At 65.6% G+C, this 19,835-nt stretch carries 17 protein-coding genes; 6 read left to right on the top strand and 11 right to left on the bottom strand.

Annotated elements, in window-relative coordinates; all coding sequences use genetic code 11:
• Positions 1–35: 35 nt before the first annotated feature.
• Entirely contained in the window at positions 36–3,593 is a 3,558-nt protein-coding gene (dnaE, locus tag C7401_RS26095; protein ID WP_112174314.1) for a DNA polymerase III subunit alpha, read from the top strand.
• Here the strand turns inward: dnaE and C7401_RS26090 are convergent.
• Positions 3,587–4,375 carry a glycosyltransferase family 2 protein gene (locus C7401_RS26090; RefSeq protein ID WP_112174313.1) on the bottom strand — a complete coding sequence of 263 codons (789 nt, stop codon included), beginning with the start codon at positions 4,373–4,375 and terminating at the stop codon, positions 3,587–3,589. The two genes, dnaE and C7401_RS26090, sit on opposite strands and share 7 nt — an antisense overlap.
• Positions 4,376–4,579: 204 nt before the next feature.
• On the opposite strand from C7401_RS26090, the gene msbA reads away from it, so the two are divergent.
• Positions 4,580–6,373 (top strand): lipid A export permease/ATP-binding protein MsbA, encoded by a 1,794-nt coding sequence (gene msbA / locus C7401_RS26085; protein WP_112174312.1) that lies wholly within the window; start codon positions 4,580–4,582, stop codon positions 6,371–6,373.
• Between the two features lie 76 nt (positions 6,374–6,449).
• Here the strand turns inward: msbA and C7401_RS26080 are convergent, their stop codons facing one another.
• A complete protein-coding gene (locus tag C7401_RS26080; RefSeq protein ID WP_112174311.1) occupies positions 6,450–7,742 on the bottom strand; it encodes an O-antigen ligase family protein in 1,293 nt (430 codons plus the stop codon).
• Between the two features lie 177 nt (positions 7,743–7,919).
• Positions 7,920–9,068 (bottom strand): glycosyltransferase family 4 protein, encoded by a 1,149-nt coding sequence (locus C7401_RS26075; RefSeq protein ID WP_112174310.1) that lies wholly within the window; start codon positions 9,066–9,068, stop codon positions 7,920–7,922.
• Positions 9,069–9,345: 277 nt separating this feature from the next.
• On the opposite strand from C7401_RS26075, the gene waaC reads away from it, so the two are divergent.
• Positions 9,346–10,347: a lipopolysaccharide heptosyltransferase I gene (gene waaC / locus C7401_RS26070; protein ID WP_112174309.1), complete on the top strand. Its 1,002-nt coding sequence runs from the start codon at positions 9,346–9,348 to the stop codon at positions 10,345–10,347.
• Between the two features lie 303 nt (positions 10,348–10,650).
• Positions 10,651–10,968: a DUF4148 domain-containing protein gene (locus tag C7401_RS26065; protein ID WP_112174308.1), complete on the top strand. Its 318-nt coding sequence runs from the start codon at positions 10,651–10,653 to the stop codon at positions 10,966–10,968.
• Positions 10,969–11,068: 100 nt separating this feature from the next.
• Here the strand turns inward: C7401_RS26065 and mnmH are convergent, their stop codons facing one another.
• Complete coding sequence (gene mnmH / locus C7401_RS26060) at positions 11,069–12,169, bottom strand: tRNA 2-selenouridine(34) synthase MnmH (protein ID WP_112174307.1); 1,101 nt, start codon at positions 12,167–12,169, stop codon at positions 11,069–11,071.
• 123 nt (positions 12,170–12,292) lie between these two features.
• The gene (locus tag C7401_RS46275) at positions 12,293–12,718 is read right to left on the bottom strand and encodes an HVO_A0114 family putative DNA-binding protein (protein ID WP_444980876.1); all 426 of its coding nucleotides are present in this window, start codon (positions 12,716–12,718) and stop codon (positions 12,293–12,295) included.
• Between the two features lie 434 nt (positions 12,719–13,152).
• On the opposite strand from C7401_RS46275, the gene C7401_RS45655 reads away from it, so the two are divergent.
• Positions 13,153–14,130 (top strand): hypothetical protein, encoded by a 978-nt coding sequence (locus C7401_RS45655; protein ID WP_258397233.1) that lies wholly within the window; start codon positions 13,153–13,155, stop codon positions 14,128–14,130.
• 17 nt (positions 14,131–14,147) lie between these two features.
• Positions 14,148–14,579 (top strand): hypothetical protein, encoded by a 432-nt coding sequence (locus C7401_RS26040; protein ID WP_112174306.1) that lies wholly within the window; start codon positions 14,148–14,150, stop codon positions 14,577–14,579.
• A 277-nt stretch (positions 14,580–14,856) separates the two neighbouring features.
• Here C7401_RS26040 and rng read toward each other — a convergent pair whose 3' ends face one another.
• The 6 genes from rng to hemF form a co-directional block, all read right to left on the bottom strand.
• Entirely contained in the window at positions 14,857–16,326 is a 1,470-nt protein-coding gene (gene rng / locus C7401_RS26035) for a ribonuclease G (RefSeq protein WP_112174305.1), read from the bottom strand.
• A gap of 8 nt (positions 16,327–16,334) precedes the next feature.
• Positions 16,335–16,958 (bottom strand): Maf family protein, encoded by a 624-nt coding sequence (locus C7401_RS26030; protein WP_112174304.1) that lies wholly within the window; start codon positions 16,956–16,958, stop codon positions 16,335–16,337.
• Positions 16,959–17,106: 148 nt separating this feature from the next.
• Positions 17,107–17,577 (bottom strand): 23S rRNA (pseudouridine(1915)-N(3))-methyltransferase RlmH, encoded by a 471-nt coding sequence (gene rlmH / locus C7401_RS26025; protein ID WP_112174303.1) that lies wholly within the window; start codon positions 17,575–17,577, stop codon positions 17,107–17,109.
• Positions 17,578–17,613: 36 nt separating this feature from the next.
• Positions 17,614–18,081, bottom strand: coding sequence for a ribosome silencing factor (rsfS, locus tag C7401_RS26020; RefSeq protein WP_112174302.1), 468 nt, complete (start codon positions 18,079–18,081; stop codon positions 17,614–17,616).
• Between the two features lie 2 nt (positions 18,082–18,083).
• Entirely contained in the window at positions 18,084–18,806 is a 723-nt protein-coding gene (locus C7401_RS26015) for a nicotinate-nucleotide adenylyltransferase (protein WP_258397232.1), read from the bottom strand.
• Positions 18,803–19,738: an oxygen-dependent coproporphyrinogen oxidase gene (gene hemF, locus C7401_RS26010; protein ID WP_112174301.1), complete on the bottom strand. Its 936-nt coding sequence runs from the start codon at positions 19,736–19,738 to the stop codon at positions 18,803–18,805. The genes C7401_RS26015 and hemF overlap by 4 nt, the downstream gene beginning before the upstream one ends.
• Positions 19,739–19,835 lie beyond the last annotated feature (97 nt).

The raw sequence follows: 19,835 nt of genomic DNA, 5'->3' as shown, positions 1-19,835 counted from the left end.
GCGTGCGCCGAAAATCGCGTGGTCCTGGAGGTACAATGACGCCCATGTCAGATCCCCGCTTCGTCCATCTCCGCGTCCACTCCGAATTCTCGATTGCCGACGGCATCGTGCGCCTCGACGACCTCGTCAAGGCGGCCGCCAAAGACGGCCAGGGCGCGCTCGCACTCACCGACCTCGGCAACGCGTTCGGCCTCGTTCGTTTCTACACGGAAGCCCGTGGCAAAGGGGTCAAACCCATTGCCGGTTGCGACGTCTGGATCATGAATCCCGACGACCGCGACAAGCCTTCGCGTCTTTTGCTGCTCGTGAAAGACAAGCGTGGCTACCTGAATCTGTGCGAGCTGCTGTCCAAGGCGTGGCTCACGAACCAGTATCGCGGTCGCGCGGAAGTGGACGTCGCATGGCTCGAAGCCGGGCTCGCCGAGGGCCTGCTCGCGATCTCGGGCGCGCAGCAAGGCGACGTGGGCCTCGCGCTCGCGGCGGGCAATGCCGAAAGCGCGAAGCGTCATGCGCAGCGCTGGACGAAGCTATTCCCGAACGCTTACTACATCGAGCTGCAACGCTGCGGCCAGCCCGGCGGCGAACCGTATGTCGAGCAGGCGGTGGCGCTCGCGTCGGAGCTGAAGCTGCCCGTGGTCGCCACGCACCCCATGCAGTTCATGACCGACGAGGAATACACCGCGCACGAAGCGCGCGTGTGTATCTCGGAGGGCGATATCCTCGCGAATCCGCGTCGCCAGAAGCGCTTCACGACCGATCAGCGTTTTCGCACCCAGGCGGAAATGGCCGCGCTTTTCGCGGACATTCCCTCGGCGATCACGAACACCATCGAAATCGCCAAGCGTTGCAACCTCACGCTCGAACTCGGCAAGCCCAAGCTGCCGCTCTTTCCGACGCCCGACGGCATGTCGCTCGACGACTACCTCGTGCAGCTTTCGAAGGAAGGCCTCGAAAAGCGCCTCGTGCAGTTGTATCCGGAAGAAGCCGAACGCGAGCAGGAGCGCGCGCGCTACAACGAGCGTCTGGATTTCGAGTGCGGGACCATCATCAAGATGGGCTTCCCCGGCTACTTCCTGATCGTTGCGGACTTCATCAACTGGGCGAAAAACAATGGTGTGCCGGTGGGACCGGGCCGGGGTTCGGGCGCGGGGTCGCTGGTCGCGTACGCGCTCGGCATTACCGACCTCGATCCGCTGCGCTACAACCTGCTGTTCGAGCGCTTCCTGAATCCGGAACGCGTCTCGATGCCCGACTTCGACATCGACTTCTGCCAGCACGGGCGCGACCGCGTCATTCAGTACGTGAAGGAGAAGTACGGCGCCGACGCGGTTTCGCAGATCGCCACCTTCGGCACGATGGCCGCGAAGGCGGCCGTGCGCGACATCGGCCGCGTGCTCGATCTCGGCTACAACTTTACCGACGGCGTGGCGAAGCTCATTCCGTTCAAGCCGGGCAAGCACGTCACCATCGCCGACGCGATGAAGGAAGAGCCGCTCCTGCAAGAGCGTTACGACAACGAAGACGAAGTGCACCAGTTGCTCGACCTCGCGCAGCTCGTGGAAGGTCTCACGCGAAACGTGGGCATGCACGCGGGCGGGGTGCTGATCGCGCCGGGCAAGCTCACCGACTTCTGTCCTCTCTACACGCAGGGCGACGAAAGCGGCGTCGTGAGCCAGTACGACAAGGACGACGTGGAAGCCGTCGGCCTCGTTAAGTTCGACTTTCTGGGCCTGACCACGCTCACGATTCTCGACTGGGCCGAGCGCTATATCCGCATGCTCGATCCGTCGAAGAAGGACTGGTCGCTTGCCGAGGTGCCGCTCGACGACGCGCCGTCGTTCCAGATCCTCAAGAAAGCGAATACGGTCGCCGTGTTCCAGCTGGAAAGCCGCGGCATGCAAGGCATGCTCAAGGACGCGCAGCCCGACCGCTTCGAGGACATCATCGCGCTCGTGGCGTTGTATCGTCCGGGCCCGATGGACCTGATTCCGAGCTTCTGCGCGCGTAAGCACGGCCGCGAAGTGGTGGAGTACCCCGATCCGCGCGTCGAACCTGTTCTGAAAGAGACCTACGGCATCATGGTCTATCAGGAGCAGGTGATGCAGATGGCGCAGATCATCGGCGGCTATTCGCTCGGCGGCGCCGACTTGCTGCGCCGCGCGATGGGCAAGAAGAAGCCCGAGGAAATGGCCAAGCACCGCGAGATTTTCGCGGAAGGTGCGGCGAAGAACGGCCTCACGCGCGAGAAGGCCGACGAAACCTTCGACTTGATGGAAAAGTTCGCGGGCTACGGCTTCAACAAGTCGCACGCGGCCGCGTATGCCTTGCTCGCGTATCACACGGCGTGGCTCAAGGCGCACCATCCGGCCGAATTCATGGCGGCGAATATGTCGCTCGCCATGGACGACACCGACAAGGTGAAGATCCTCTTCGAGGACTGCCTGACCAACAAGATGGTCGTGCTGCCGCCGGACGTGAACGCTTCGGCGTACCGCTTCGAGCCGGTCGCCGACGCCCATGTGGCCGAAGGCAAGCGCTCGCGCACGATCCGTTATGGTCTGGGCGCGATCAAGGGCAGCGGCCAGAACGCCATCGAAGAAATCTTGCGCGCGCGTGAAGAGGGCGGCCTGTTCAAGGACCTGTTCGACTTCTGCGAGCGCATCGATCGTCGTCTCGTGAACCGCCGCACGATCGAAGCGATGATCCGCGCCGGTGCGTTCGACACGATTCACGCGAACCGCGCGCAGTTGCTCGCTTCGGTGCCCATGGCGATGGAAGCCGCCGACCAGGCGAGCGCCAACGCCATGCAAGCCGGTCTCTTCGACATGGGCGACGCACCGCTCGCCGCGCACGAAATGGTGGACGAACCCGCGTGGGGCGAGAAGCGCAAGCTCCAGGAGGAGAAAGGCGCGCTCGGCTTCTATCTCTCGGGCCATCTGTTCGACGCGTACAAGGACGAAGTGCGCCGCTTCGTGCGCCAGAAGATCGGCGAGCTGAAGGAAGGGCGCGACAAGCTGGTCGCGGGTGTGATTGCTTCGTTGCGCACGCAAATGACCCAGCGCGGCAAGATGCTGATCGCGCTGCTCGACGACGGCACCGGCCAGTGCGAAGTCACGGTGTTCAACGAGCAGTACGAGGCGCACAAGGCGCTCTTCAAGGAAGACGAGCTGCTCGTCGTGCAGGGCGGGGCGCGCAATGACGCGTTCACGGGCGGCATCCGCTTTACCGTCGATACCGTGATGGATCTGGAGCGTGCGCGCAGCCGCTACGCGCAGGCCGTGAAGGTGCAGATGAACGGCAACGCCAACGCGAGCGCGCTGCGTACGGTGCTCGAAGCGTACCGCGCGAAGCCCGACGACTCGCTGCCGGCACCGGCCACGGAAACGCGCGGTCGCGGCGGTTTCGGGCGCGAGCGTGGCGAGCGCACGCAAGCCGTGATTCCCAACGGTCTCGCGGTTCAGATCGCCTATCGCAACGATCGCGCGGAAGGCGAAGTGCGTCTGGGCGACGCCTGGCGCGTCAAGCCCACCGACGATCTGCTCGCCGCGCTGCGCGGCGAGTTCGCCGGCAGCGAGATCGAAATCGTCTACTGATCGCCCACCGGGCGTCTCGCGCTGCCTTCGTCTTTTCCGTTGAGCAGCGCGAGTTTCAGGAAGCGGTAGTACACCGTCTCCGCGTTGAACACCGCAATCTGGAAGCCCGCGCGGCCGTCGAGAAAGCCGGCGCGCAGCACATAGGTGCGCACGAACGCCCACGCGCCGCGCACCACTGCCTTGCCGAAGCTGCCGCTCTTGCCGTTTGCCGCGCGTTGCCGGGCGCCCGCGCCCGAATAGGCATCGAGCTTGCGCAGCACCGCGTCGAAGTCCTCATAGGAGTAGTGCAGCAGCTTGCCGGTGAGGCGCTGCGCGCTGGCGTCGAACACGAGGCGCTCGTGGACGAGGTCGTCGGAAAAGCGCGCGCGGCCGCGCTTGAAGAGACGCGGAATCCAGTCGGGGTACCAGCCGCTGTGACGAATCCATGTGCCGCAGAAGCTCGACAGACGGTCCACGGCGTAGACGTCGGCTTGCGGCGCGGCGATCGCGGCGCGGATCGATGCGGCCAGTTCGGGCGAGACGACTTCGTCGGCGTCGATCGAGAGCACCCAGTCGGTGGCGAGCGCGTCGAGCGCGCGGTTCTTCTGCGGCCCGAAGCCGGGCCATGCGGTTTCTTCGATGACGCGCGCGCCGTGTGCGCGGGCGATGTCGGCGGTGCCGTCCGTGCTGCCGCCGTCGATCACGACGATGTCGTCGGCGAAGGCCACGGCGTCGAGGCATTGGGCGAGCCGCAACGCGGCGTTTTTCGTGATGATGGCGACGCCGAGCGTGGTGTTTTTCATGCGCCTTTGATAGGGAAAGAGGGGCGCGTTGCGCCGCGCCCGGCAAGAAGTATACACAGCGCACAGCGCCGCATGCCCCGGAACCCGGCGAGCGGCGGCGCCGACCATATACAATGCGGTACCCCACCGGCAGGCGGCGCGCCGCCTGATCGAGTCCGCATTTCCCGATTGTTGCAGCAACAACGCGTTATTCCAGAGGATGCCTTGAGCGAGAAGCCCCTCCAGTCCACTCTTAGCAAGCCGATCGGCTCCGAGACGACGTCGAGTGCGACGTCGGTCCTGCGGCGTCTCTGGCCGTATCTGAAGCCGCTCCTGGGGGTGTCGATCGGAGCCATCCTCACGCTGGCGCTCGTGGCCGCGACCGAGGCCGGCATTCCGGCGCTCCTCAAGCCGCTGCTCGATCACGGCTTCGGCACCCAGGGCAGTCCGTCCGCCAAATGGATCGTGCCGGCCGCCGTGATCGGCCTCTCGCTCGTGCGCGGCCTTGCGCAGTACGCGTCCGGCTACCTGTTGCAGTACGTGTCGAACCGCATCCTGCTGGAACTGCGTCTCAAGATGTTCGAGCGCATGATCCACGCGAGCGTCGGCTTCTTCCAGCGCGAGACGGCGAGCACGGTCATCAACGCGATCGTGTTCGAGGTCAACCAGATCCTGAACGTGCTGCTCGGCGTGCTCGTCACCGCCGTGCGCGATTCGCTCACGGTGGTCTTCCTGCTCGGCTACCTGTTCATCCTGAACTGGCGCCTCACGCTGATCGTCGCCGTGCTGCTGCCGGGCATCGGCTGGCTCGTCAGCAAGATCAACCGGCGGCTGCGGCGCCTGAACCGCGAGCACCAGATCCTCACCAACGACCTGTCGTACATCGTCGAGGAGGCCGTGGGCGGCTACAAGGTCGTCAAGGTGCACAACGGCGAGCAGTACGAGATGGACCGCTTCACGGCGCTCAGCAAGCGTCTGCGCGGCTATCAGATGCGCATGACGATCTCGGGCGGTCTCGCCCAGCCGCTCACGCAGTTTCTCGCGTCGATCGCGCTCGCCATTGTCGTGACGATCGCCGTCGTGCAGGCTTCGCACGACCAGACGACGGTGGGCGGCTTCGTCGCCTTCGTCACTTCCATGCTGCTCATCATCTCGCCGCTCAAGCATCTGATCGACGTGAACCAGCCGCTGCAACGCGGCGTGACGGCGGCAGAGCTGATCTTCGGCCTGATCGACGAGCCCTCCGAACCCGCTGGCGGCGGCGTGCCGCTGGAGCGCGCGCGCGGCGAGATCGAGTTCCGTGGCGTGTCGTTCGGTTATGGCGAAAGCGCGCGCAAGATTCTGGACAGCGTGACATTGCGCGTGGCGCCGGGCGAGATGGTCGCGCTCGCGGGCCCCTCGGGCAGCGGCAAGACGACGCTCGTGAACCTGTTGCCGCGCTTTTTCGATCCCACGAACGGCCAGGTGCTGGTGGACGGCGTGCCGCTCGCGGACTACGGCATTCACGCGCTGCGCAGCCAGATCGCGATGGTGAGCCAGGACGTCGTGCTCTTTAACGACACCGTCGCGAACAACGTCGCATACGGCGAGACGGCCGACCACACCCGCGTGGAGAACGCGCTGCGCGCGGCGAACCTGTGGGACACCATCTCGGCGCTGCCGGAGGGCATGGATACGCTGGTGGGCGACAACGGCATGAAGCTCTCGGGCGGCCAGCGTCAGCGTCTGGCCATCGCGCGCGCGATCTACAAGGACGCGCCGATCCTGATTCTCGACGAAGCCACTTCCGCGCTCGACTCCGAGTCGGAGCGCCACGTGCAGGCCGCGCTGGAGACGTTGATGAAGGGCCGCACGACGCTCGTGATCGCGCACCGGCTCTCGACCATCGAGCGGGCCGACCGCATTCTCGTGATGGAAGCGGGGCGCATTGTCGAGCGCGGCACCCATCGCGAACTGCTCGCGCAGCAGGGGCTTTATGCGCACCTGCATCGCATCCAGTATCAGCAAGGCGAGGCTTGAGCGTGAGCTGAAGCCGCATGGCGTAAAAAAAGGCGGGCCGCGTGCCCGCCTTTTTCATGTCCGCTGCGCCGTCGCTTCAGCGCGCGAGCGGGTTGTCATCCACGCGCCGGCTGTACAGCAGGATGCCGCTCAGCAGGATGAACAGATTGCCTTCGGTGAAGTTGAGCAGCAGCGAGTTCGCGGCGCAGCCGACCACGAAGGCGAGCAGGTAGCCGTAGATCACGCTGCGCGTAAGCGGGTCCACCCGGCGGCATTCGCGGTACAGCGCGACGAGCAGCCAGACGAAGAGCGCGATGCCGATCACGCCGAGCTGCACGGCCATCAGCAGGAACTCGTTGTGCGGGTTGCCGATCATCACGGCGCGCCCGCCGGTCTGGTTTTTCGCGAGACGCTCGAACTCGGGCAGCACACTCCCCACGCCATAGCCCGCAATCGGACGATGGGCGAACAGCTCGACGCTGCGCCGATAGAACTCGAGGCGCACGCCCGCCGAGGTGACCTGGTTCTTGTTCTCGTAGCTCGTGATTTCCTGGCCCGTGTCGGCAAGACGCGAGTCCTTGGCCGTGAACGCGTAATACACGAGCCCCATGCACGCGACGATGCAGGCAAGCGTCGCAACGAGACGAATGCGCCCGGCGCGCGCGGAACGCAGGTGCACGAGCTGCCACACGACGAACACGGCGATATAGATCAGCGCGACGACCTGGCCTGTGCGGCCTTGCAGCACGAACAGCACGTTCACGAGCGCGAGGAGCGCGTTGAGGTGGAGCAGCCAGCGCCACACGGGCTTCGTCACGGGCTTGGCGAGCGCCATGGAGAGCCAGACGAGGAACGCCATCATCAGGCCGCCGGAAATGTGATCCTTGAACACCCACGGCTTGCTCACCGGCCCTTGCGTGCCGTGCATCGGGCCCACGGCGGTCCAGCCGAACGCGTTGGTGTAGGTGAGGACCATGGCGAACGTGAGCGCGGCGAACAGCGCCCAGATCGCGGCGCCTCCCCACTTCGCGCCGCCTTCGCCGCGCAGCACGACGAACAGAACCGGGAGCAGCAGCAGCTTGCGGTACTTGAGCAGGAAGTTGACCGCTTCGTTCATCGTCGCGGTCGTATAGAGCAGGCTCAGCGAGAGCGCGACGAAGAGCACGATGGCGGCCACGCTCGTGGGCGTCGCGCGGATCTTGCGCAGGCCGCGCCAGGCTTCGGGCGAGCAGGCGGCGAAGAGCAGCACGAGCCCGCTCGCGAGATTCACGCCCGCGGTGGAAAGAGGCACGGCCGCGAGCGCGAGCACCGCCGAAAACCGTGCAAGCAGCAGGGGCCAGGATTGCGCCCGCATGGGCTGGCTGCTTTGTCCGGAGAGCGTCGATTGCATGGGTGTCGGTTCCTTTATGCCGTCGCTAGCGCCAACTCGTGGCCAGGGTGGAACGGCGCGTGGCCGCCATGCGGCTTCGGAAAACCGTTGAGAAGAAGAATGACCCGATTCGCCATGTTCAAAATAATAGTAGTTGGGCCCTCGAAACGCAGCGCGCGCGGGGCCGGGTGCGTGCGTTTATGACGCCGCGGGTGGCGACTTCGGCAGTTGTTGCAGATACACCTGTTCCGTCTGATCGATGAAGTCCCTCAGCGAGAATTCGCGTTCGGCCTTCGCGCGGGCGCGCCGGCCCATCGCGCCGAGCGCGTCGCGCTGAGCGAGGATCTGCGCGAGCGCTGTTGCGAGCGCGGACGGATCGTGCGGCGGCACGATCCAGCCGTCCGTGCCCTCGTCGATGTTCTCGGGCAGGCCCGCGTAGCGCGTGACGATCACGGGCTTGCCCATGGCCATCATCTCGCGGCAGGCGAACGAGACCGTCTCGATCGCGTACGACACCACGAAGCCGATATCGAAGGCCCGGATATACGACTTCACGTCCTCGACGAAGCCCGCCACGCGCACCTGCTCGCGCATGCCGAGCGCGTCGATCTCGCGCCACTGGTCCTCGTTCGGCTCGACGCCGACCACGAGGACCACGAACTGCTCGCGCTGGGCGGCGGGCAGGGCGGCGACGGCGGCGACCATGTCCATGGTGCCCTTGTACCAGTCGAAGCCCGTGACCGTGCCGACCACCAGCTTGCCGGCCTGCGACTCGCCGAGCAGCGCGGCGCGCGCCTGGGCGACGTCGGCGGCGCTGGCGGGCTGGAAGGCGTCGATGTCCACGCCGTTCTTGACCACGGCGACGGGTTTGGCCCCGTAGACGGAGTCATTGACGAAATCCGCCGTCGAATCCGACACGGCGATGACGACGTCGGTCGCGCGCGTGGCCCGCACCCGCGTGAGGAAGTCGTGCTTGATCGCGATCGAATTGTGCTTGGTCCACACCACGCGCGGACGCGGACCCTTCATCCCCATCATGCTGAACATCAGGAGCCGGTGATCGGGCGAGCCGTTCACGTGCACGATGTCGAAGCGCTCGCGCTCGAGCAGATCGCGCAGCGCCCGCCAGGCCGGCACCATGCGGCGCACGTCCTTGAGCTTGGCGGGAAATTCGAGCGCGAGGGCGCTCACGTTCGGGATCGCCATCGCGTGGGCGTAAAGGCGACTCGTCGCGGGCGCGGCGACGAAAACCTGATGGCGGCTCGCGAGGCCCCGCGCAATGACGCCGATATAGGTGTCATGGCCGCCGCCGCGGCCGTAGTGAAAATTGGTCAGCAGGATTTTCAAACAGGGGGCTCCTGCCCGGAATTTTGCCTTGGAAGGCTATAGTGGGGCCAGATTGGCGCGATGTCGATCCGGGCGATCTACGGCCACTGATTTTAACGCATGGGCCCTCGCGCAAGCCGATTGGCGAGGGCGCGCGCGAGAAGGCCGCCTGGCCCCGCCAATCGCTCTTGCGCGCGGGGCGCTGACGTATAATCGCGGGTCCGGCGAGCCCGTTGCTCGCTCCCGGCCATGCGCAGGCTGCCTCCAGTTGCGCGTGGCCCCGTCAGTCTTCCGTGTCATGGACCGCATTCTCATAGTCAAAGTCACCTCGATGGGCGACATCGTCCATGGTCAACCTGTCGTCGCGGACCTGCACCGAGCCTTTCCGGGCGTGAAGGTGGACTGGGCGGCCGACGGCGCGTTTGCCGATATCCTCAGCTGGAATCCCGGTATCGACCGCGTGCTCTGCGCGCCGCTGCGTCGCTTCAAGCGCGCGCGCAGCCTGGCCGACCTGAAGGCCATCGCCGCTTCGATCGGCGAGCTGCGCGCCGTGAAGTACGACGCGATTCTCGACCTGCATGGTGTGTACAAGAGCGCGATCATCGCGTTCCTCGCTCGCGGCCGCCTGCGCTACGGCTACCGTCGCGAAAGTCTCGGCGAGACCGGTGCGGCGTTCGCCTACAACCGGCGTTATCCCCCGCGCGAGGATCTGCTCGCCTGGGAGGGCCTTCGCAAGACGGTGGGCGACACCTTCGGCTACTCGATCGACAGCGCGCCCGACTTCGGCCTCGTGGTGCCCAAGCCCGCCACGCCGCTGGCCGGCGCCGCGCATGCACCCTATGCGATGCTGTTTCACGCGACCTCCAGCGACGAGAAGAAGTGGCCTGTCACGCACTGGCATCGCGTTGGCGCGCACCTGCGCGAACGGGGCCTGACCGCGCTGCTGCCGTGGGGCTCCGAGGCCGAGCGCCGTGAAGGCGAGGCGATCGCGGCGGGCATTCCGGGCGCAGTCGTGCTGCCGAAGCTCAGCGTGACCGAGGTGGCGCAATACATCGACGCCGCCGCGCTCGTGGTCGGCACCGACACGGGCTTCGTGCACCTCGCGAGCGCCGTGGGGCGCCCGACGGTGATGATCTTCACGGCGACTTCGGTGCGTCACTTCGGCATTGGCGTGCCGGGCCGCTCGATCTCGCTCGGCGACGCCGGCCGGCCCGCCGAAATCGCCGAGGTTTGCGAGGCGATCTCCACCGTGTTGCCCGCGGCAGGCGCCGCCGCGTCCAAGGTTCCGGCCGCGCGCTGACCGCTTCAGCCCCGCGCGCACCGTGCGCACCGTGCGCACCGTGCGTCGCTCGGCGGCGGGGCGCCATCTCCTCCCGATCTATTTCGCTCCGGATCATTTGCCCACCGGCGAGCAGGCCCATGCCCTCGCCGACGCCCGCGCACGCCCGTGCGCCAAGGCTTGCGGCGATTCTGCGACACGCTGGAACAATCCTTTAGATCATTAGGGGTTAACCCTGAACTTCCCGAAGCCTAGACTGCGTTCATCGGTCACATGCGCATACCGCCGCACACAGACCGCAAAAAATCCGATGGAGGTCGTACCATGAAGTCCCTGATCCAAGCCGTTGCCGCTGCCGCCGCTCTTGCCGCTCTCGTTGCTCCCGCTGCTTCGTTCGCGCAGTCGCAGTCGACCATCACCCGCGCCCAGGTGCGCGCCGAACTCGTGCAACTCCAGCAGGTGGGTTACCGCGTCGGCGATGGCGACAACGCACACTATCCCGAAGCGATCCAGGCCGCGCAGGCCAAGGTCGCCGCGCTGAACGGCGCGAACAGCGCCTACGGCGGCGTCGCGAACGCATCGCAATCGGGTGACCGCCCCGCAGTGTCGGCGCAAGACTGGAACGCGATGTACTCGCGCTAAGCCTTCGCCAGTGATGCAAAAGACCGGGCCGCAGAGATTCTGCGGCCCGGTTGTTTTTTGTGGGGCTCGCGCAAGCTGTTGCGCGCACGCGGGGGACGTGTCAGAGGGGGCGGGGCGCTTCGGCTTCGCTGTCCTGCGCCTCGCCGGTGTCGGGCATGTCCCGCAACTGGCCGAGCAGCGTTTGCGCCTGAGCGGTCGTGTCGCCTGTCATCGGCTGGAATGCGAAGTGCAGCGATTTCGCGAGCTTCGGATAGTGGCGTCGCGTGCTGCGCGTATAGGCGGGGTCGTAGTGCTCGGCGATGAGCGCTTCGGACAACTCGGCGCGGCCGCCCTCGTCGAGCAGCCGGCACCAGTTCTGGATGCGCTCGCGCCCGTGCAGCGGCGTGAGCTTCACCAGCTGCTCGCGGAAGTACTCGTGATCGGCGAGCAGATGCCCGTACTCCTCCAGCAAGAGCGCCACGCGCTCCTCGCGCGCCACTTCGACCACGATGCAAGGCGCGTCGTGAATCTGCTCGACGAGCGCGACCGGCAGCGTGATCGCGCCGATGCGCCGGCTTTCCGCTTCGACGAATACGGGCTGCGCGGGGTCGAAGGCGCGCAGCGTTTGCACGAGCGCCGTGTCGAACGACTTCTGCGCGGGCTGTGCGCGCGTGGGCAGCGCGCCGAGCAGCGAGCCGCGATGGGCGGCGAGCCCTTCGAGATCGAGAATCTGCGCGCCGGCCGCGCCCAGCGCCTTCAAAAGCCGCGTTTTGCCGCTGCCCGTGGGGCCGGCGAGCACGAGATAGCGGAACGCGGCGGGGAGGCTGCCGAGCGCCTCGACCACCGTATGGCGATAAGCCTTGTAGCCGCCTTCGAGCTGGCGCGCGCGCCAGCCAATCATGTTGAACATCGCCGTCATCGAGCCCGAGCGCTTGCCGCCGCGCCAGCAGTAGATGAGCGGGCGCCAGTTGCGCGGGCGGTCGGCGAAGATCGTGTCCAGATGCTTCGCGATGTTGCGCGCGGCAAGCGCCGCGCCGACGCGCGTGGCGTCGAAGGGCGATTCCTTGTACATCGTCCCCACGATCACGCGCTCCTCGTTGCTGAGGACGGGCGCATTGATCGCGCCGGGGACGTGATCCTCGGCGAATTCGAGCGGCGTTCTCACGTCGATGATCTCGTCGAATTCGCCGATCTGTTCAATGGTGACGCGCTGGTGATTCAACTGCGATGCTCCGGTGATGCGCCTGGCGATGTCGCACTGTTCGTGTCTGCCTGAAGATTTGATTTTCAGTCAAACCGATCGAGTGGGAATTATCGAAATATCTTCGTTCGGCTAGCCAACTGGTCAGCCATTTGAGGCGCGATGAGGCGATACCGGATGATACACACTGCCACACGGATATCGCTCACGCGTAGTTTGCAGCGCTCGACCGGGCGCGTCACGTTCACCCGTGGCCTGCCCAAGGGATTGGAGCGTGAGTTCGGCCGCGAGCGTGTCCCACGGTGCGCGCAGCTGCCCGTCTTCGCGCACGATGAGCCCGGCCGCCACTAGCGTCGCTACGTCCTCATGCACGCGCTTGAAGTCGCGTCCGAGTGCCCGCGCGATCGCTATCACGCTGTCTGCCTCGCGGTGCAGATAGCACAGCAGTTCGATGCGCCGGGGCGTCAGGGCGGCGCCCTTGCCGCGTTCGTTGTCGTAACCAGGATCCGCCTGCCGTTGCGGCCCTGGAACAGGCCGTATTTCAGGCCGTGGCGGCGTTCGGCGCTGCACTCCGGCAAGCGTCAGATGGGCATTTCAAGGATGCCCCATCGGAGTACGCCACCCGATCTTAGAACAGAAGGGGCGCTTTCTACTTCATGTGCCGCATCGTGCCATCTCGTGTGCTATGGCACGAAACGCCATATTTTGACGGAAAGCAAAGAGGCCGCGTGGCCGCCTTTGTGAGAGGCGCGGCTCGCAGTTTTGCGGTGGACGGAACGCGGATCGCGTCGATGGTTTGTTCCGTCACCGAATTGGGCGCGGCGGCTCGTGGATCGTCAAATGCTTTCCTCGCAGGTGTGTTTGCGTGGCACTGGGAAGTCATACCCCGAAAGGCCCACCGGCTGCATTCGTTCCGCATCAAGTCACAGGAGTCTTACTTGCCGCAAAGTCCGCCGCTTTGCGGCGTGCTAGGTATACCGAACTCAGATCGATGCGGAGGGGACATGTCACTTCCTGAATGGGGGCACTCGTACAACGCGCTGTTTGTGCCACTGACGAGTGATTGGCAATGCTCGCTCGTGCCGGCTCGTGAGATGGAGGACGTTGATCGCGGCTGGAAGCTCTCTTATGAGGAGCGCCTGAAAGCGTGCAAAGTGCGCGAGGCACAGATCGAACAGGACCAGCGTGACTTCGATCGGCGCTTCCGGGTTAGCATCAGCCGGCGTGCCGCGCGCGCCTGCGGTGATTTCAGCGCCTATATCGCGTTCATCAGTGAGCACCTGGGGATCTCGGGGCTGTCAGCGCCAGTCGATGGCGAAGGCGTGACGCGCGTTCTTCGCGACGCGGTACGCGCTGGGCGGCTTATGCCGGCGATTGACCGGGCATGGCGGGGCAGTCGGCGCGTGGGCCGGTCCTACGCACCGCAAAGCTGGCCGAAGCGCGCGCCGGATCCGAAGCCGATCGTCTACGGGGTGCTGAATGGCGAGTTCGTACCACTTGACGACTACGGGCGCACCATCGATCGCACGCCATACGTGCCGATTAAAGCAAGGACTGTCGCAGCGGCGAGTAACGCCTCCAGCTCCGGCACTGACGGCGGGTTTGAGTGGCTGGGGACGGAGGAGGCTGCTGCAAGCGCTGTGCTCGGTGGCAATGCCGCGGCGGATGACGGTGGCGCACTCGACGACGAATTAGTGAGCGACGCGGACGACGATTCCATGCTGCTCGGTGATGCGCAGGCATTCGACTATCGGCCTGATGTACCGGATGGCGTTGCCTTTGATATTGCCAAGACTCCGAACGAAGGCGATCCTGGTACGTGGTACACGAACCCCGGAAGCGGTCAGATGCGGATGTACGGCTACGATGGTCTGCCGGTCGTAGATTTCGACTTCGACCATGACCACGGGCAGGGGATCCCTCACGCCCACAATTGGGACGACGGAGTGCGCGGACCAGGCGTTTCCTTTTCTCCGTTATGAATTTTACTGGAGCTTATATGGCCACCGGCACATGCACCGATCTTCGAAATCTTTCAGAGTTTCCCAGCTTTCACGACGCAGAGCTGACCGGAATCGAACACGATCCCGAGGTGCGCTCTCTTGAGCTTCGTTTTCGACGGGTTGGTGGCGAAGTCGAGGTACTCCGATTTTCTGGCGTAATCCGTCTACGCCTGATTGATTTCGCTGGCCAGAATGTCGCTTCGAGGCTCCTGATTTCGCCACGCTATGCGTTTTCACCGGCCGAAGTTCGCACCTGGCTCCAGTGGATGAATAGTCGGGACGATTCAAAAGGAGCGGCAATCAGTGAGCAGAACGGTGAGGACTGCGTCCGTGATCTGGCAGCAGGCCATAGCGTGCTGTTCGTTTTGGAGCCATCGTGCGGCGCAGAAATGGCCGTACTCTGCGAGTCGCTTTCACTGAAGGTATGAGCCCTGAGCGGGAGCGTCAAAATGGCGAGCTTGGCTGTATCGCCTGGAAATACGCGCGAAAGGCGCGCGCTGGCCACGATCCGAACAACCGCCGCTATGGCATTCGATACTCGGAAGCGTGAGAATCAGCATGGTCTGCCCCGGTGTTTCTGACGTGCCGAACCCTCTCCTCCGGGGGCACTTGATTCCGGGAGCAAGGGTCCTCCGGTTTTTCGAAAAGCCCCGGCTTGCGGGGCTTTCGGATTGGTCAATGATCTGGGGTGATCCGGCACGGTCCTTACATCAAAACGATGTCGTACTGCTCCTGACTCAGATTCGACTCCACCTGCAACGACACCGGCTTGCCGATGAAGTCGATCAGCATGGCGAGATGCTGCGACTCTTCTTCGAGAAAGAGATCGATGACCTGCTGCGAAGCCACCACGCGAAACTCGCGCGGATTGAACTGGCGCGACTCGCGCAGGATCTCGCGCAGCACGTCGTAGCAAACCGTGCGCGCGGTCTTCACCTGCCCCTTGCCGAGGCAAATCGGGCACGGCTCGCACAGCACATGCGCGAGCGATTCACGCGTGCGCTTGCGCGTCATCTCCACGAGCCCCAGCTGCGAGAAGCCGTTCACGGTCACGCGCGTGCGATCGCGCGAAAGCGCCTTCTTCAGCTCACCCAGCACCTGGTCGCGATGCTCGACGTTCTCCATGTCGATGAAGTCGATGATGATCACGCCGCCCAGATTACGCAGACGCAATTGCCGCGCGATCGTGTGCGCCGCTTCGAGATTCGTCTTGAAGATCGTGTCGTCGAAGTTGCGTGCGCCCACATAGCCGCCCGTGTTCACGTCGATGGTCGTCATCGCCTCGGTCTGGTCGATCACGAGGTAGCCGCCCGACTTGAGGTCCACGCGCCGCGAGAGCGCGCGCTGGATCTCGGCCTCGATGTTGTAGAGGTCGAAGAGGGGCCGCTCGCCCGTGTAGTGATGCAGCTTCGGCAACACGGCGGGTGTGAATTCGCCGGCGAACTCGGTGAGCTTCTGGAACGTTTCGCGCGAATCGACCTGAATGCGCGAGGTCTCGTCGTTCACGAAGTCGCGCAGCACGCGCTGCGCGAGATTCAGATCCTGATAAAGCAGGCTCGTGGCGGGCAGCCGCTGCGCCTGCGCAATGATGGTCGCCCACGTCTTGCGCAGATACGCGACGTCGGCGGCGAGTTCTTCGCTCGTGGCGTCCTCGGCGATCGTGCGCACGATATAGCCGCCTTTTTCATCGGCGGGCAGCACGGCCGTGAGGCGCGCGCGCACCGCTTCGCGCTCGGCCTCGCTCTCGATCTTCTGCGAAATGCCGATGTGCGGTTCCTGCGGCAAATAGACCAGCGTGCGCCCCGCGATGCTCACCTGCGTGGAAAGCCGCGCGCCCTTCGTGCCGATCGGGTCTTTCACGACCTGCACCATGAGCGTTTGCCCTTCGAACACGGTCTTTTCGATCGGTTGATGATGCGCGCTCGTGTGCGCTTCGCCGGCAATGCGCGGGTGCCAGATATCGGCCACATGGAGGAACGCGGCGCGTTCCAGTCCGATGTCGATGAACGCGGACTGCATGCCCGGCAACACGCGCACGACCTTGCCGAGATAGACGTTGCCGACGCGCCCGCGTGACAGCGTGCGCTCGACGTGAAGCTCCTGTACTGCGCCTTGCTGGACCAATGCGACGCGCGTCTCCTGGGGCGTGACGTTGATCAGGATTTCTTCGTTCATGATTTGTTCTAGAAGTCGATGCCCGCGGCGCGCAGGAGGGCGGCCGTTTCGAATAGTGGCAAACCCATGATACCCGAATAGGACCCGTCGATTCGCTCGACGAATTCCGCAGCGCGGCCCTGGATGCCGTACGCGCCGGCCTTGCCGAACGGCTCGCCGCTCGCCACGTACCGCGCGATCGCGGCGGGCAGCGCGGGTGCGAAGCGCACGTGCGAGCGCGAGACCGCAACGGGCAGGCACACGCCTTCGGCGTTCACCACGGCGACAGCGGTCAGCACTTCGTGCTCGCGGCCCATGAGCCGTTCGAGCATCGCATAGGCATCGGCCGCGTCGTGCGGCTTGCCGAGGATATGGCCGTCGATGGAAACCGTGGTGTCGGCCGTGAGAATCGGCGCATGCGGGTGCGCGCCGGCGACGAGGCGCGCGCGGGCGGCGTCGGCCTTGGCGGCGCACACGCGCTCGACGTAGACGGCGGCTTGCTCGCCGGGCAGCACGGCTTCGAGCGCTTCGGCGTCTTCGTCGGGACGCGGCAGCAGCAGTTCGAAGCGCACGCCGAGCTGCTGGAGCAGCTCCTGGCGCCGCGGGCTTTGCGAGGCGAGATAGACGAACGGATAGGGCGCGTTGGTGGGCATCGGAGCGTCTTGGACGTTACGGACTTCGGGTTGACGTGCGCGCCTCGCGCGAGGCGAGAGCGCGCCGAAACCGGCTCAAGCGGGCTGCGGCTGGCTTGAGCGGGCACGGGCGGGCTCGGGCGAAGCTCTGGCGCGCTTTATGCACGCCTCACACGCGATGATAGGGGTGATTCTGCGTGATGGTCCACGCGCGGTAAAGCTGCTCGGCGAGCAGCACGCGCACCATCGCATGCGGCAGCGTGAGGGAGGACAGGCGCAGGAGCGTATCGGCGCGCGCCTTGAGCTCGGGGTCGAGCCCGTCGGCGCCGCCGATCAGGAACGCCACGTCGCGCCCGTCCTGCTGCCAGAGCGGCAGTGCCTTGGCGAGCTGCATCGTGGTCCAGTCCTTGCCGCGTTCGTCGAGCGCGACGATGCGCGCGTTCTTCGGCAGCGCGGCCTCGATGCGCGTGCGCTCGGCGGCCATCACGCTCTCGGCGGAGCGGCCCGACGAGCGCTGCTCGGGCTTCACCTCGCGCAGCTCGATGCGCAGCTCCGGCGGCATGCGCTTCGTATATTCCTCGAAGCCCTCGGCGATCCAGTCCGGCATCTTGTGGCCGACGGCGACGATATGCAGTTTCATCGTGCTAAACGAATGCGGTTGGCGAGCGTGCCGCGCTTACTTCGCGGTTTTACGCGCAGCGGTCTTGCGTGCGGGCTTTTTCACGGCCGGCGCGACTTCCCCGTCTTCGTCCTCGTCGTCCATCGGCTCGCTCGGGCGCGCGCCCGCGAAGCCCGTGTTGTTGGCAAGCTTCAGGCGCACCGGCTTGTCGCCCCAGATTTCTTCGAGGTTGTAGTACTGGCGCAGCGCGGGCTGAAGGATGTGGACGACTGCGTCGCCGCAATCCACGAGCACCCATTCGCCGATGTCCTCGCCTTCCGTGCTGACGATGTCGCCGCCGGCTTCCTTGACCTTCTCGCGCACGCTGTTGGCGAGCGCCTTGGTCTGGCGGTTCGAGGTGCCGCTCGCGACGACCACGCGGTCGAACAGCTCGGTCAGATGGCTCGTGTTGAAGACGCGAATGTCCTGTGCCTTGACGTCTTCCAGACCGTCGACGATGGCGCGTTGAAGTTTGCGGATGTCCATAGTTACCCGTGTTGCGAATAGAGATGATGTTGAAGGATATAGTCCCACACGGCTGCGGGAAGCTTGTCGGCGGCGGTGCCGCGACGTTGCCCGCTCGCCACGCAGGCCGGCAGGTCGCGCCGGATTTCGGTCGCCGAAACGTCGAGTGCGAGCGTTTCGTCGACGATCAGGCGGCCGTGCGGCGTTGCCGCAAGGGCGGCGGGGCTCGCGCGGCGCGCAGCGACTTCCTGAGCGACCGCTGGCGGCAGCGTCCCGAAGTCGAAGCCCGGCCGGCTCGCCACGCCCAGATGCGCGAGCGCGAAAAGCTCGCGCCATGCGTGCCACGAATCGAGGTGCAGCAGTTGATCGGCGCCCATTAGCAACGTCAGCGCCGCTTGCGCGTTGCTTTCGCTCTTTGCGCGCCAGCGGCGCAGGGTGTCGACCGTGTAAGTCGGGCCGTCGTGCTCGATTTCGTCGGCGTCGACGCTCACCGTCACGCCCGGCAGCGCAAGCGAGGCGGCGGCGGCGCGCGTCATGGCGAGCCGATGTGGCGCCGCCGTGACGCCGGGCTTTTGCCACGGCTGGCCGGCGGGCAGCAGGATCAGCTCGTTCAGGTCCAGCGCGCGCGCGAAATGGCGCGCGAGCGCGAGGTGGCCCTCGTGGATCGGATCGAATGTGCCGCCGAGCAGCCCGACGCGCCGTGCGAGTGCGTCAGGGGGAGCGGTGAAGGCTTGTGTCACGGTCAAACCCAGTCGCGTACCGGCAGGAAGTCGGTATAAAGGCGCGCTTCCGGCGTGCCCGGCTGCGGCTGCCAGTCGTAGCGCCAGGTCGCGCCCGGCGGCATCGACATGAGGATCGATTCCGTGCGCCCGCCGCTTTGCAGCCCGAAATGCGTGCCGCGGTCCCAGACCAGGTTGAATTCGACATAGCGGCCGCGCCGGTACGCCTGGAATTCGCGCTCGGCTTCGCCGTAGGGCGTTGCGCGGCGCTGTTCGATGATCGGCAGATACGCCTTCAGGAAGCCGTCGCCCACGCTCTTGAGCATGGCGAACGCCTGGTCGAAGCCGCCTTCGGCGTAATCGTCGAAGAAGATGCCGCCCACGCCGCGCGCCTCGTTGCGGTGCTTCAGGAAGAAGTACTCGTCGCACCAGCGCTTGAAGCGCGGGTAGAGGTCCGCGCCATAGGGCGCGAGCGCGTCGCGGCACACCCGGTGGAAATGCTGCGCGTCTTCCTCGAAGCCGTAGTACGGCGTGAGGTCCATGCCGCCGCCGAACCAGAACACGGGCGCTTCGCCCGGCCTCGTGGCGAGCAGCATGCGCACGTTCATGTGCACGGTCGGGCAGTACGGATTGCGCGGATGCAGCACGAGCGAAACGCCCATCGCCTCGAAACCGCGGCCGTTCAGTTCGGGGCGCGCGGCCGTGGCCGAGGGCGGCAGGGCGTCGCCGGCAACGTCGGAAAAGCCGATACCGCCGCGCTCGAAGAACTGTCCCCCTTCGATGATGCGCGTGCAGCCGCCGCCGCGCAGCTTTTCGCCCGGCGCGCGTTGCCAGTTGTCGGTGGCGAGCGGCGTGCCGTCGAAGGCGCCGAGCGCGTCGGCGATCTGCGTCTGCAAGTTGGCCAGCCAGGCGCGCACGGTGGCGCTGTCCGGGGAGGCGCTGCTAGGGGTATCGGTCATCGATGAAATGGGGACGGCGGCGCGCCGGCGCCGGAATCGGGTTATTCAAAAAGGCTGACGGGGGCGGCCCGACAGCGGCAGTGTAGCGCCGATTGGC

The organism is Paraburkholderia unamae, assembly GCF_003268775.1.
GTDB classification, from domain to species: domain Bacteria; phylum Pseudomonadota; class Gammaproteobacteria; order Burkholderiales; family Burkholderiaceae; genus Paraburkholderia; species Paraburkholderia unamae.
The sequence above is the reverse complement of the archived record's forward strand: the minus strand, read 5'-3'. Positions and strand labels throughout refer to the sequence as shown.

Coding starts and splice junctions, on each gene's coding strand:
- C7401_RS26090 (WP_112174313.1), bottom strand. CDS start 4,375: ATGAAAAACACCACGCTCGGCGTCGCCATCATCACGAAAAACGCCGCG.
- C7401_RS26065 (WP_112174308.1), top strand. CDS start 10,651: ATGAAGTCCCTGATCCAAGCCGTTGCCGCTGCCGCCGCTCTTGCCGCT.
- rng (WP_112174305.1), bottom strand. CDS start 16,326: ATGAACGAAGAAATCCTGATCAACGTCACGCCCCAGGAGACGCGCGTC.
- C7401_RS26080 (WP_112174311.1), bottom strand. CDS start 7,742: ATGCAATCGACGCTCTCCGGACAAAGCAGCCAGCCCATGCGGGCGCAA.
- dnaE (WP_112174314.1), top strand. CDS start 36: ATGACGCCCATGTCAGATCCCCGCTTCGTCCATCTCCGCGTCCACTCC.
- waaC (WP_112174309.1), top strand. CDS start 9,346: ATGGACCGCATTCTCATAGTCAAAGTCACCTCGATGGGCGACATCGTC.
- C7401_RS45655 (WP_258397233.1), top strand. CDS start 13,153: ATGTCACTTCCTGAATGGGGGCACTCGTACAACGCGCTGTTTGTGCCA.
- hemF (WP_112174301.1), bottom strand. CDS start 19,738: ATGACCGATACCCCTAGCAGCGCCTCCCCGGACAGCGCCACCGTGCGC.
- rlmH (WP_112174303.1), bottom strand. CDS start 17,577: ATGAAACTGCATATCGTCGCCGTCGGCCACAAGATGCCGGACTGGATC.
- rsfS (WP_112174302.1), bottom strand. CDS start 18,081: ATGGACATCCGCAAACTTCAACGCGCCATCGTCGACGGTCTGGAAGAC.
- C7401_RS26040 (WP_112174306.1), top strand. CDS start 14,148: ATGGCCACCGGCACATGCACCGATCTTCGAAATCTTTCAGAGTTTCCC.
- C7401_RS26030 (WP_112174304.1), bottom strand. CDS start 16,958: ATGCCCACCAACGCGCCCTATCCGTTCGTCTATCTCGCCTCGCAAAGC.